The 13,533-nt window shown below is 60.2% G+C and carries 8 protein-coding genes and 2 pseudogenes; 4 read left to right on the top strand and 6 right to left on the bottom strand.

Annotated elements, in window-relative coordinates:
* Nucleotides 1-40: 40 nt before the first annotated feature.
* The 5 genes and pseudogenes from selO to AB4N91_RS24595 form a co-directional block, all read right to left on the bottom strand.
* Complete coding sequence (gene selO, locus AB4N91_RS24615) at nt 41-1,504, bottom strand: protein adenylyltransferase SelO (protein ID WP_460111848.1); 1,464 nt, start codon at nt 1,502-1,504, stop codon at nt 41-43.
* Nucleotides 1,505-1,552: 48 nt separating this feature from the next.
* Nucleotides 1,553-4,903: a mechanosensitive channel MscK gene (gene mscK, locus AB4N91_RS24610; protein ID WP_010464350.1), complete on the bottom strand. Its 3,351-nt coding sequence runs from the start codon at nt 4,901-4,903 to the stop codon at nt 1,553-1,555.
* A 34-nt stretch (nt 4,904-4,937) separates the two neighbouring features.
* Nucleotides 4,938-6,680, bottom strand: coding sequence for a potassium/proton antiporter (locus tag AB4N91_RS24605; protein ID WP_458369140.1), 1,743 nt, complete (start codon nt 6,678-6,680; stop codon nt 4,938-4,940).
* Nucleotides 6,681-6,964: 284 nt separating this feature from the next.
* Nucleotides 6,965-8,020: a methyl-accepting chemotaxis protein gene (locus AB4N91_RS24600; protein WP_425335202.1), complete on the bottom strand. Its 1,056-nt coding sequence runs from the start codon at nt 8,018-8,020 to the stop codon at nt 6,965-6,967.
* Nucleotides 8,021-8,131: 111 nt separating this feature from the next.
* A pseudogene (locus AB4N91_RS24595) lies at nt 8,132-8,524 on the bottom strand (MCP four helix bundle domain-containing protein); the annotation flags it as partial.
* 340 nt (nt 8,525-8,864) lie between these two features.
* Here AB4N91_RS24595 and AB4N91_RS24590 point away from each other — a divergent pair.
* From AB4N91_RS24590 to AB4N91_RS24575, 4 genes and pseudogenes are all read left to right on the top strand, one after another.
* Nucleotides 8,865-9,095: a hypothetical protein gene (locus AB4N91_RS24590; protein ID WP_010464345.1), complete on the top strand. Its 231-nt coding sequence runs from the start codon at nt 8,865-8,867 to the stop codon at nt 9,093-9,095.
* Nucleotides 9,092-9,394 (top strand): cell division protein ZapA, encoded by a 303-nt coding sequence (locus AB4N91_RS24585; RefSeq protein WP_010464343.1) that lies wholly within the window; start codon nt 9,092-9,094, stop codon nt 9,392-9,394. Before AB4N91_RS24590 ends, AB4N91_RS24585 begins: the two co-directional genes overlap by 4 nt.
* 100 nt (nt 9,395-9,494) lie before the next feature.
* Nucleotides 9,495-10,520 (top strand): annotated as a pseudogene (locus AB4N91_RS24580) (cache domain-containing protein); the annotation flags it as partial.
* Between the two features lie 66 nt (nt 10,521-10,586).
* Nucleotides 10,587-11,432, top strand: coding sequence for a methyl-accepting chemotaxis protein (locus AB4N91_RS24575; RefSeq protein ID WP_371857847.1), 846 nt, complete (start codon nt 10,587-10,589; stop codon nt 11,430-11,432).
* Nucleotides 11,433-11,557: 125 nt separating this feature from the next.
* On the opposite strand, the gene AB4N91_RS24570 is transcribed toward AB4N91_RS24575, so the two are convergent.
* Nucleotides 11,558-13,360: an acyl-CoA dehydrogenase gene (locus AB4N91_RS24570; RefSeq protein ID WP_154502733.1), complete on the bottom strand. Its 1,803-nt coding sequence runs from the start codon at nt 13,358-13,360 to the stop codon at nt 11,558-11,560.
* Between the last annotated feature and the right edge of the window lie 173 nt (nt 13,361-13,533).

The following is a 13,533-nucleotide window of genomic DNA, read 5'->3' as shown; positions in this document are numbered from 1 at the left end:
TCGCGTCGTCAGTGCCATGGATCCCCTGGACTGACCAGCATCACGACGAACAACTGATCTCCAAATGTTTCCCCCACTCCGGCGGCCGCTCGGCGTAGCTTTCCATCCCCGCTTGCTCGTCGAATGGATTACTCAACACCTCATGCAGTCGCCGAACCTCTGAATAGTCGCCGTTCTCTGCCGCGTCGATGGCTTTCTGCGCCAGATAGTTACGCAGGATGTACAACGGATTGACCGCGTGCATCCGCTTGCGCCGCTGCTCCTGATCTATCTCGCCTTCGCGGGCAACCCGGGCGACATAAAGCTCGGCCCAGGCATCGAAGCCTTTGATGTCGACGAAGTCATCGCGCAAGCGGGCGACGGCCAGTTTCGGTGATTCATCCCCCAGGCGACGGAAGAACAAGGTGTAATCGACGCCGCTGTTCTGCATCAGTTGCAGCAGGTGTTCCAGCAGTTTCTGGTCATCATCTTCAGCGGTGGTGAGGCCGAGGCGGCGGCGCATCAGGTCCAGGTAGTGGGCCTGGTACAGCGGCAGGTACAGGCCAAGGGTTTCGCGCAGGGCGTCGACGCTGATGAACGGCGTCAGTGCCTGGGCGAGGGCGCTGAGGTTCCACTGGCCGATCGGCACCTGGTTGCTGAAGGAATACCGGCCCTGATCATCCGAGTGATTGCAGATGAAATGGGCGTCGAAGTCGTCGAGAAAGGCGAACGGTCCGAAGTCGAAGGTGATGCCAAGGATCGACATGTTGTCGGTGTTCATCACGCCGTGGCAGAAGCCATACGCCTGCCATTTGGCGATCAGTTCGGCATTGCGTTCGACGATTTCGCGGAACATCGCCAGATACGGTTCCGGTTGTTCCAGGCACTCGGGGAAATGCATGGCCAATACGTGCTCGCCGAGTTCTTTCTGCTTCTCGGGGCGTTTGGTGTAGTAGAAATATTCGAAATGCCCGAAGCGCACATGGCTCGGCGCCAGGCGCAGGACCATGGCCGCGCGTTCCTGCTTCTCGCGCCACACCGGGGTGTCGGAGCCGATCACGCACAGGGCGCGGGTAGTCGGGATGCTCAGTGCATTCAGTGCTTCGGAGGCGAGAAACTCGCGGATCGACGAGCGCAGTACCGCGCGTCCATCGCCCATGCGCGAAAAGGGTGTCTGACCGGCGCCCTTGAGGTGCAGGTCCCAGTGTTCGCCGGCCTCATTGTAGACCTCGCCCAGCAACAAACCGCGACCGTCGCCCAGCTGCGGGTTGTAAGAACCGAACTGATGCCCGGAATAAACCATCGCCCTCGGGACCGCATCGGCCCAGAGCTTGTGGCCGCTGAACAGTTCGGCGAACTCCCGGGTGTCGGCCACGGCCGGGTCGAGGTCGAGCAACGCCATGGCTGCTGGGCTGGCCACCACCAGGCGCGGGTTGTCGATGGGCTCGGGCAGCACATGGGCGGAAAACGTATCGCCCAGGCGGGCGAAGCGATTATCGAAGGTCAGTTCGTCGAGAGGTTTCAACGGCCATCTCCAGCAGAATGTCCGAGCATTCTGCTAGGGATAGGGCCGTTAGTCGAGTTTGGTGGGCGGCGGCTCTTGCGGCGCCTTGCTATCCACCAGCGGCGCGATGGTTTTGGACTCGGGATCGATCGGCACCATTTTGTATTCCTGGCCTTGAAGGTTCTTGAGGTAAACCTCCATCTGCCGGAACGAGATGTTGATGTGCTGCTTCTTGAACTCGCGATTGATGAAGCGGTTGACCTCGTCCAGCACCGGGTTGCGGTCACCGAGGTCACGCACGTGCATGCGCAACTCGTGGTCGAGGGTGCTTTCGCCGAAATTCAGGAAGTACACGTGGGGTTCCGGGTCTTTCAGGACGCGTGGGTTATCGCGCGCGGCTTTGAGCAGCAGCTCTTTCACCAGGTCCAGGTCCGAACCGTAATCGACGCCGAGCTTGAGGGTCACCCGGGTAATGGTGTCGGTCAGGGACCAGTTGATCAGTTGCCCGGTGATGAACGTCTTGTTCGGGACAATGATGTCCTTGCGGTCGAAGTCGGTGATGGTTGTGGCGCGGATACGGATCTTGCTGACCGTGCCCGACAGGTTGCCGATGGTGATGGTGTCGCCGATCCGCACCGGGCGTTCGAACAGAATCATGATGCCGGAGATGAAGTTGGCGAAGATCTCCTGCATGCCAAAGCCGAGGCCGACCGACAACGCCGCCACCAGCCATTGCAACTTGTCCCAGCTCACGCCGAGGGTGGACAGGGTCGAGACGAAACCGATGCCGGCGATCGCATAGGACAGCAACGTGGTCGTGGCATAGGCGCTGCCCTGCGCCAGGTTCAACTTCGACAGCACCAGCACTTCCAGCAGCCCCGGCAAGTTGCGCGCCAGAGCGAATGTGATGCCGATGATGATCAGCGCGCCGAGCATGTCGCCGATGCTGATCGGCACCATGCTCATATTGGCGCCGGTGCCGCTGGTGTATTCGTAGAGGGTGACGTTGTCCAGGTACGAAAACACCGAAATCAGATCGGACCAGACCCAATACAGCGCCGCGATGAAACCGCCCAGCAGTGCCAGGCGAATCAGGCGCAGGGACTGTTCGTTGACCTTCTCGATGTCCAGCGTCGGCTCTTCGATCACCGCTTCGCCGTCGCCGGCCTCTTTCGCCGCCTGGCGTTTGGCCAGGGCGCGTTGGTAGGCCAGGCGTCGTGCCGCCACGCTGAGGCCACGAACGAACGTGGCTTCGATCACCAGCCAGAACATCAGCAGGTAAAGGGTGTTGATCAACCGGTCGCTGAGCTTCAGCGCGGTGTAGTAGTAGCCGAAGCACACCGCCACGAACAATGCCACGGGCAGGATGGTAAACAGGACGCCGACTGCTTTGCGGAACAGCGAAGCGTTCTGGTGCGTCGGGCTGCTGACCAGCAGGCGGCTGAGCAGCCAGGCCATCAAGGCGTAGCAGGTCAGCACCACGGGCATGCCGAGCACGTCATCCGCCAGCGTCGAGGGTTGCAGTTCGGCCACCGCCACCACGGCGACCAATGCCATCACCACCAACCCGAGTCGGCGGACCCAGCCCTGAAGGAATTCGACCTGGGGTTTTTCCCAGCGGAAATGCAGTTCAGCCACGCCGCCCGGCGCGAGAATCCGGTAAGCGGTGTAGAACACCAGCCAGGCCTGGGCCATTTGCAGCAGCGCCGCGCCCATGTTGGCGTTCTGCCCGCGGGCGTCGATCTGCAGGGCCAGGCCGCACAAGGCCAGGCCCAGCGAGACCGGCATCGCCAGCAGAATATTGATCAAGATGGCCTGCGGCGTGTGCCATTGGCTGTCACGCTTGAAGTGGCCGATGTCCTGGTGAACTTTGCTCAATCGGGCGTACAGGCTTTTACGCCGCCACAGCAGGGCGCCGATCAGCAACACCAGGGGCAGGAACAACAACGGCCGCTGGATCAGTCCATCGCTCAATTCGCTCAGGCTGGAAGCCCACGGCAGCGTGGTGACCTGCCGTTGCAAACGCTCCGGTACGCCGTGCATCCATTCCAGATCCAGCGGCTTGTTGCTGGGGATCCAGAACATCTGCTCATCGAGCGTCGCCCGCAGGCTTTGCGTGGTACTGAGCAGTTGCTTCTGGTTGAGTTGCAGGGTGATGGATTGGTTGAGCACTGCGCTCAGTTCGCGGTTGAGGCGCTCCAGCAGGTCTGCGCGGGTTGTGGCCAGCTCCAGCAGGCTCTTGCGCAGCTGCGGGGTGACTTGCTCCGGCGGTTGGGTCGCCAACAGATTGTCGACGTAGGTTGCCGGGTTGTTGAGCAGCTCCCGTTGCTGGCTGACTTCGAATTGAAACAGGCGAATGTCGGCGATCTGGTCAGCGAGGTCGCGGTCGAGCTTGAGGCGCGGCAGGGCCGCCTTCTGTTTGTAGAGAATCTTGGAGAGCAGCAGGCTGCCCTTGAGTACGCTGATCTGCTCGTCCAGGGCCGAATCGCTTTGGGTCACGCTGTCCAGTTGCTGCTTGGTTTGCAGGTTTTGCTGGGTGATTGCGTTGAGGCGGTCGGTGTTTTTGAGCAGGTAGTCAGAGAGTTTCAGGTTCGCCGCGCTTTCGGTGGCCAGCAAGCTGCTGCTGCCGGATTTCTGCGCTTCGATGGATTGTTGGGTCACCGCCTCTTGGGAGTGGGCCAGGCGCTTCTGATTGATCAGGGTCTGCAACTCCTGGATTTCCTGATCCAGGCGATCGGTTTTTTCCGTGAGCAAATCATGCTGGCTGTTGCCCAGGTCCTGCAACTGGCTGTTACCGGCCAGTTCCTCGCGGCGCAGCGGGATCAAGGCATTCAGTGCCGCAAGCTCGGCGTTGAGCTGGTCACGCTGTTCGCCGCTCAAGGCTTTGCCGTTGTCTTTGCCGGCCTTGAGAATGTTGTTGATCTGCTGGATGCGCGTCTGGCTGGTGGAAATTTCAGCCTGGGCGCGCTCGGGTCGTGTCTGGGCGGTAATCACCAGACTGTTGGCGTCGGCCAGTGCTTTCTGCAGATCGCTTTGCTGGGTCGAGCGCTCGGTGAGCACTTGCTCGAGCTGCTGGACCGACTGGTTGGCGTAGCGCTGCGCAACTGGCTGTGCCTTGCTGGCTTTCAGCCGCGCCAATTCCCGCTGGTTCTCGATGTTCTGCTTGGGAGCGGTGGCCAGTTGCTGCTTCAGATCGATCAATTTCTGATCGTAATCGCGCTTGTTATTGAGCTGAGTCAGCGTGTTTTGCAGGATACCCTGCAACGCTTTTTGATCCGCTTCCGGCAGTTTGCGATCGGCGATCTTGTCCAGACTCGCCTGCACGGCTTCGCTGGTCGGCGGTCCAGCCGCTTGCAACGTACCGACAGAAAGACTCAAGCCCAACAGGGCCATGATGAAAAAAGTGCGCAGGGTTGGCATAGAGACCGATCGAAAACGAGACGAAGGTTGGAGTTTAGAGGAACAAGCCCGGGCCGGGGCGACTTCCTTCGGGGAATCTGACGCCCACTTTGCCGATCTTGTTCCCTTCCATGACCGCAACGGTCCAGATGGTGTTGTTCCACTCCACCTGGTCACCGACGACGGGAGCACCACCGACTTTCTGGGCAATGAATCGGCCCAGGGACATGTCCGGGTCGATGCCTTCGACTTTCAACCCGTACAGCGCCGCAACCGCGGCCAGCTGGGCGTCTCCTTCGAGCACGAAGTCGCCGAAGAAGCGCAAATCGAGGCCGCGCTGCGGTGCCTGACTGAAGAGCTTTCCGAGGGCTGGAAGGTTGTGCTCATGGCCGATAACGCACAGCAAATCATCGACTTCGAGCACCGTACTACCCGACGGATGGAGCAGTTGCTGACCACGAAACAGAGCGGCGATACGCGTGCCGTCGGGCATTTTCAGCTCGCGAAGGGGCGAACCAATGCACCATTTCTCGGCGCCGAGGCGATAAACGAACAACTCCCACTCGCTGGTAACGTGCACTTCCAACGCTGCGCGAGAGATCGGTGCCGGCTCCGGCGGAACGGTCACTTTCAAAAGTTTCGCCACCCACGGCAGGCTCGTGCCCTGCACCAGCAGCGACACCAGCACGATAAAGAAGGCAAGGTTGAAGTAGAGCTGGGCATTCGGCAGGCCGGCCATCAGCGGGAACACCGCCAGAATGATCGGGACCGCGCCGCGTAGGCCGACCCAGGAAATAAACGCCTTCTCGCGGCCATGGAAAGCCTTGAACGGCAGCAGGCCGACCAGCACCGACAGCGGCCGTGCAAACAGAATCATCCACAGCGCCAGACCCAGCGCGGGCAGGGCGATCGGCAACAGGTCATGCGGCGTCACCAGCAGCCCCAGCACCAGGAACATGCCGATCTGTGCCAACCAGGCCATGCCGTCGAGCATGTGGAGAATGCCGTGGCGGCTGCGCACCGGACGATTGCCGATCACCAGGCCGCAGAGGTAAACCGCCAGGAAGCCACTGCCGTGCAGGGCGTTGGTCAGGGCGAAGACGGCCAGGCCGCCGGCAATCACCAGAATCGGGTAGAGGCCGTTGGCGAGGTTGATCCGGTTGACCAATTGCAGCATGACCCAGCCACCGCCGAGGCCAATCACGGCCCCGATGCCGAATTCACGCACGAAATGCCCGAGCAGGCTCCAATGCAGGCCCGTCTGGCCGCTGGCGAGCATGTCGATCAGGGTGACGGTGAGAAACACCGCCATCGGGTCGTTACTGCCGGATTCGATTTCGAGGCTGGCAGTCACCCGTTCGTTCAGGCCTTTACCGCCCAGCAGCGAGAACACTGCCGCGGCGTCGGTCGAGCCGACGATGGCACCGATCAGCAAACCCTGGATCATGTTCAGGTTGAACAGCCAGGCGGCGGCCATGCCGGTCAGCGCGGTGGTGATCAACACCCCGACCGTGGCCAGCGACAACGCCGGCCACAACGCCACGCGAAAGCTGGATACGCGGGTGCGCAAGCCACCATCGAGCAGGATCACCGCGAGGGCGAGGTTGCCGACCAGATAAGCCGTGGGGTAGTTATCAAAGATAATGCCGCCGCCGTCGACGCCGGCGGCCATGCCCACGGCGAGGATGATCACCAGAATCGGGATGCCGAGACGCGAGGAAAGTGAACTCACCAGAATGCTCGCACCTACCAGCAACGCGCCGATCAAGAACAGGCTGTTGATGGTCGTCGCATTCAAAGGCAGTACTCCAGAAAGCTGAAAGGCGGGCACAAACTGACCATGCAGTCTGCGTGCCAGCGATTCTAACCTGTTGAAATGTGATGCTGTCAAAAAGCTTTTGCAGCAGCGACAACGTCACCCGGATTGAGCTTGATCCCTGTGGCGAGGGAGCTTGCTCCCGTTGGGTCGCGCAGCGACCCCGAAGAGGCGGCGCGGTGAATCAGATTCAACGCGCAAGCTGATTGGCCTGCTTCGCAGCCGAACGGGAGCAAGCTCCCTCGCCACAGAGAAGGTGTCGGCGCTTACAGGCTGAACCGCCCAACCATGTTGTTCAGGTCCAGCGCCAATCGCGACAACTCATTGCTCGCCGCACTCGTCTGATTCGCCCCGGTCGCCGATTGCACCGACAAATCACGGATGTTCACCAGGTTGCGATCCACTTCACGGGCGACCTGCGCCTGTTCTTCGGCCGCGCTGGCGATTACCAGGTTGCGCTCGTTGATCTCGACAATGGCACTGTTGATCGTATCCAGCGATAGACCTGCACCGCGGGCGATGTTCAAGGTCGATTCAGCACGTTCGGTGCTGTTGCGCATCGAGTTCACCGCATGTTCGGTGCCGCTCTGAATGCTGCCGATCATGCGTTCGATCTCGCTGGTCGACTGCTGAGTGCGATGCGCCAGTGCACGCACCTCATCCGCCACCACTGCGAAGCCACGTCCAGCTTCACCGGCACGCGCGGCTTCAATCGCTGCGTTCAACGCCAGCAGGTTGGTCTGGTCAGCCAGGCCACGGATCACGTCCAGCACCTTGCCGATGTCACGGGACTCGTTGGCCAGATCACCAATCAAGGTCGCGGTGCTCTGCACATCGGCGCTCATGCGTTCGATGGCGCTGACGGTTTCCTGCACCAGGTCACGGCCGTCACCGGCCGAGGTGGTGGCGTTCTTCGAGGCTTCGGACGTGCTCACGGCGTTACGCGCGACTTCTTCCACGGCGCTGGTCATTTCATTGACAGCGGTGGCGGCCTGTTCGATTTCGTTGTTCTGCTGGGTCAGGCCACGGGCGCTTTCGTCGGTGACGCTGTTCAGCTCTTCAGCGGCGGACGCCAGTTGCGTGGCCGAGCCGGAAATCCGCTGCAGGGTGTCACGCAGCTTCTCCTGCATCTTCGACATGGCCAGCAGCAAGCGGCCGGCTTCGTCATCGCCATCGACATGAATCGGGCGAGTCAGGTTGCCTTCGGCGATTTCTTCGGCCGCGCTCAAGGCGTTGGCAATCGGTTTGGTGATGCTGTTGGTCAGGAGCCAGGCGAACAGCAGGGTAAGGCCGCTGGCAATAACCAATAAGGTGATGACCAGGTTGAGCGACGTTGAATACTGTTCGCCGGCCCGGGTGTCGGTGACTTCGATCTGTTGCGTATTGATTTCGAGCAACTTGGCCAGTGCCGCGTTGACGGCCTCGGAGTTGGAGAGCAATTCGCTATTGAGCATTGTGCGCAGTTCATCGACCTGATTGTTGCGCGAGAGGGTCTTCATGCGGTCTTCAAGTTGGCGGTATTGCGCCAGCAACTGCACGTACTGATCGTAGGCGGCACGCTCTTGCGGGCCCTCGATCAGCGGTTCGTAGACTTTCTGCGCGTCACGAATCTGCTGATTACGCAGATCGAACAGCTCGAAGGTTTTCTGCTGCACGTCTGGTTCGCGGTTCACCAGCAAGCGGTAGGACAGCACCCGCAGGCGCAGGGTCAGTTGAGTGAATTCGTCCAGGCTTTTGATGCTCGGCACGCTCATGGAGGCAATGTCTTCGCCGGCGCCGCGAATCTTGCTCATCTGGTTCAAGGCAAACACACCCAGAACCAGCATCAAACCGCCAATCAGGGCGAAACCGAGGAACGCCCGCGGTGCGATATTCATATTACGAAGGGACATGGTGTTTACCAAAGTGAGCGCACCCGTGCGGCGCTGAAGCTGACGTATGGGTGACTTATCGGTCATACGACTAAAGTCTTGAGGGCCTGCGCGTTTTTGTCGCACAACCGCTCCGGCGACGAAGTGCAGGAACCAGATCCGCCAATCACAGTCTTTAAAGCTCGCGAGGAAGGTCGCCCGCCAGGAAAATCAAGGCCTTGCGTCCCAATAACCCTGGCATCGGTGGTGACTTTTCTTTATCGTACGCGCCCTTTGAAATGCTTGGAAAATCAAAATGTTGGAAGCATCCCTTAGTCAATTGGAACAGCTGGTCAGCGACCTTGTGCAACAGAACCAGACCCTGCTCGCCACCAACCAGACCCTGAGCACAGAACTGGCCCAGGCCAAGGATGAAAACGAAAGTCTGCAACTGAACCTGATGGAACAGGAAGAGAAACAAGGGGCCACCGCAGCCCGCATCCAGGCCCTGGTTGAGCGCGTCAGCGCCGGCCCGGTCAGCGCATGAATCACGGCGCCGCAGGGGTAAAAGTCGTCTCGATCCTGGGGGAGGACTATTCGATCAAGGCGCCGGCCGGGGAAGAGCAAACCCTGCTGGACGCCGCGATGATGTTGAAAGCTGCCTTGGCCGACACCAAAAGGAAGTACCCGACACTGATCGGTGACCGACTGCTGGTATTGGCTGCGATGAATCTGTGTTCCCAGCAGATCGAAATGCAAAAGCAGCACAAGCAGGAACTCGACCGTTACCAAGAGCAAGTCAGCGCCACGGTTGAAGTGATCTCCAAGACGATCAATCAAGCCTGATCGGCTTTGCGCACAACCAAAGAATAAATTGTCGGTTTAGTTGTATACAATCGGCACGGCTGTTGCAGTGTTTCAGCCTCTTATTCTTTGGGGGTGCTCCATGCAGTTCTGGCGACGCAGTATTCAATGGCAGTTGATCCTCAGCATGGGCACCGCCCTGCTGGTCAGCATCCTGATCGTGGTTGGCATTTATACCCTCGTGGTCAACCGCCTTGCCCAGAGCTATCTGGTCGAACAGGCACTGCCGTCCAGCATCGAAGCGATGCGCAACGACATCGAACGAATCCTCGTCCAACCCCTCACCGCCGCCAAGGACATCGCCAGCAACAGCATGGTGCGCGACTGGTTGGCCGGAGGTGAAAACAGTGCCCAGACCGCCGCGTTCGTCCAGTATCTGGAAGGCATCCGTGCCGAACACAAAGCCTTTACCGCGCTGATCGTCGGCACGGCTTCAAACCATTACTTCACTGAAAAAGGCCTGGACCGGACCCTCAGCCGTACCAACCCCAAGGACGCCTGGTTCTACGCGTTCCTCGACAGTAACCAGCCACGCACCCTCAATATCGACAATGACACCGCGACCGGAGAATTGGCGTTGTTCATCGACCTCAAGGTCGAGCAGGCCGGTAAAGTCGTGGGCGTTGCCGGGCTTGGGTTGAGCATGAAAGAGCTGTCGGAGCTGATTCACAACTTCAACTTCGGTGAGCGCGGCAAGGTCTATCTCGTGCGTTCCGATGGTTTGATCCAGGTTCACCCTGAGGCGCAGTTCAGCGGCAAGCGCACGCTGGCCGAGCAAATCGGCGCGCCCGCCGCACAATCGGTCATGGGTCAAAAAGTTGCCACCAACAGCAGCTTTGTCCGCGATGGCGAAGATTATCTGGCGTTGAGCCTGCCGTTGCGGGATCTGGGCTGGACCCTGGTGGCCGAAGTGCCACAGTCGCAGATCTACGCCGAAGCGCGTCGCGCCATGTGGATGAGCAGCGGCATTGGTCTGGCGGTGGCGCTGGTGTGTCTGTTGCTGGTGGTATTACTGGCCCGTGGCCTGGTGCGGCCGATCCGTCAGGTAACAGCCGCGCTGGTAGCCATTGGTAGCGGTGGTGGAGATTTGACCCACCGGTTAGATTCCAGCCGCGCCGATGAACTGGGTGACCTGGCGCGAGGCTTTAATCGATTCCTCGACAGTCAGCGCGAGATGATCGGTGAAGTGCTGACCACCAGCGAGCGTTTGCGCACGGCGGTCAGCCAAGTGGCGAAGGTCGTGGACAACACCGCCGAACGCTCCGGTCGTCAGCAGGAAATGACCGACATGGTCGCCACCGCTGTTCATGAGATGGGCCTGACCGTGCAGGAAATCGCCCAGAACGCGGGTAACGCCGCGGTCGCTTCACAGAACGCTCGCGATGAAGCGATGCAGGCGCGGGAAGTGGTCGGTGGGTCGATCCGGCATATAGAAAGCATGTCCGACGAAATCGGCATCGCCGCCAGTGCCGTCGGCGAATTGGCCGATCAGGTCGCATCCATCGATCAGGTGCTGGCAGTGATTCGCGGAATCTCCGAGCAAACCAATTTACTGGCACTGAACGCGGCCATCGAAGCCGCGCGGGCCGGAGACATGGGCCGTGGATTTGCGGTCGTGGCGGATGAAGTGCGCACGTTGGCGCGGCGCACGCAGTCGTCGACCGATGAGATCCAGCAGATGATCGGCAGCCTCAAGCAAGGCGCGGAGAATGCCGTTTCATCCATGCACTCCGGGCAGGCAGCAACAGGCACCGGCGTGGAATCGAGCCAGCGCACTGGCGCGTCGTTGACGGCGATTACCGGTCAGGTCGAGCGCATCAGCGACATGAACCATCAAGTGGCGACGGCCACGGAAGAGCAGTCGGCAGTGACGGAGGAGATCAACCGCAATGTGCAGGGGATTTCCGATTTGGCCCGGGCGACGGCGGGGGAAGTCAGGGCTTGTCGCGAAGACTGTCAGACATTGCAGCGGTTGGCGGATGATCTGGCGCGGCAGATGGGTGGGTTCAAGTTGAGCTGATAAATATGTTGTTTGTGCTGACGTCATCGCGAGCAGGCTCGCTCCCACATTGGATCTGTGAACACTTGACCCTGTGGGAGCGAGCCTGCTCGCGATTGGATTTCAGCAGCAGCAAAAAATTCTGATCAGAACCACTCATCCTGCATCGTCAGGCAAACATCATCCCGAGCCTCAAGAATCGCCAGCTCATGGTGGCAACCCGGCACTTCCCAGGTCAGGAAATACCGCGCCGCCTGCAGCTTGCCTTTATAGAAGCTCACATCCGCCGCATTCCCCTTCGCCAACCCTTCCTCGGCGCGAATCGCCTGTTCCAGCCAGCGCCAGCCGATCACCGTGTGCCCGAACACTTTCAGGTACAGCGCCGAGTTCGCCAGGCTGCTGTTGACCTTGCCTTGGCCCAGATCCATCAGCAAGCCGATGGTCACCGTTTGCAGGCGCGCGACCAGCTTCTCCAGCGGTTCACGCAACGCAGTCAATGACTCATGTGCCTGCGAGCGTTCGGCAGTGTTGGCAATCAAGCGGATCAGCTGCTTGAGCCCCGCCCCTCCGTTCTGCGCCAGTTTGCGTCCCAGCAAATCCAGCGACTGAATGCCGTGGGTGCCTTCGTGGATCGGGTTCAAACGGTTGTCGCGGTAATACTGCTCCACCGGGTATTCGCGGGTGTAGCCGTGGCCGCCGAGAATCTGGATCGCCAGTTCGTTGGCCTTCAGGCAAAACTCCGAGGGCCAGGATTTGACGATGGGTGTCAGCAAATCCAGCAGTTCGTGCGCCTGTTTGCGCTGGTCTTCGGTCTCCAGCGTCGTGGTGTCATCGAACAGTCGCGCCGCATACAACCCAAGGTCGAACGAGCCTTCGACATAGGCTTTCTGCGTCAGCAGCATGCGCTTGACGTCGGCGTGCTGAATGATCGCCACTGGCGCGGTATTCGGATCCTTGCTGTCCGGCACGCGACCTTGCGGACGTTCGCGGGCGTATTCCAGGGAATACAGATACCCGGCGTAACCGAGCATCACCGCGCCCATGCCGACACCGATTCGCGCCTCGTTCATCATCTGGAACATGTAGCTCAAACCATGGTGCGGCTTACCCACCAGGTAGCCGACGCACTCACCGTTATCGCCGAAGTTCAGCGCGGTGGAGGTGGTGCCGCGCCAGCCCATCTTGTGAAACAGGCCTGCCAGCAAGACGTCGTTGCGCTTGCCGAGGCTGCCGTCATCGTTGACCAGGAACTTGGGCACGATAAACAACGAAATCCCTTTCACCCCGGCCGGTGCATCCGGCAGTTTCGCCAGGACCATGTGCACGATGTTCTCCGAGAGCGGGTGATCGCCACCGGAGATGAAAATCTTGTTGCCCTTGAGTCGATAGGTGCCGTCAGATGCAGGCTCGGCGCGTGTACGAATATCCGACAGCGAAGAACCGGCGTGCGGTTCGGTCAGGGCCATGGTGCCGAAGAAGCGACCGTCAATCATCGGTTGCAGGAAACGCTGCTTCTGCTCATCGGTGCCGAAGCTTTCAATCAGGTTCGCCGCGCCCATGGTCAGGAACGGGTACGAGGTCGACGCGGCATTGGCCGATTGGAAATGCGCGAAGCAGGCCTGGGACAGCAGCGTAGGCAGTTGCATGCCGCCGGCGTCGAAGCTGCGCGCCGCGTTGAGGAAACCGGCTTCGAGAAACGCATCCACCGCCGGTTTTACTTCCGGAATCAGAATCGCCTGCCCGTTCTCGTAGCGCGGCTCGTTCTCGTCGTTCTTGCGGTTGTGCGGCGCGAAGAACTTCTCGGCGATGCTTCGGGCCGTGCCGATGGCGGCATCGAAGGTTTCGCGGTTGTGCTCGGCGAAACGCTCACGCTGGGTCAGGCCCTCGGCATCGAGGACTTCGTACAGCTCGAAAGCCAGATTGCGGGAACTGAGCAGCGTCTCGGACATGGCGGCCTACCTTTTTTTGGAATGGACCGAGTCTAGGCGTGAGAATAAAAGCTGAACAGGATGATTGATGAGCGTGATGGTGGAGCCGCGCAGCAACTTAGCAGACACCCCACAAAACAACTGTAGGAGTGAGCCTGCTCGCGATAGCGGTGTGTCATCCAATAATAGGTCGG

It is taken from the genome of Pseudomonas sp. H3_D04 (assembly GCF_054669175.1).
The sequence above is the reverse complement of the archived record's forward strand: the minus strand, read 5'-3'. Positions and strand labels throughout refer to the sequence as shown.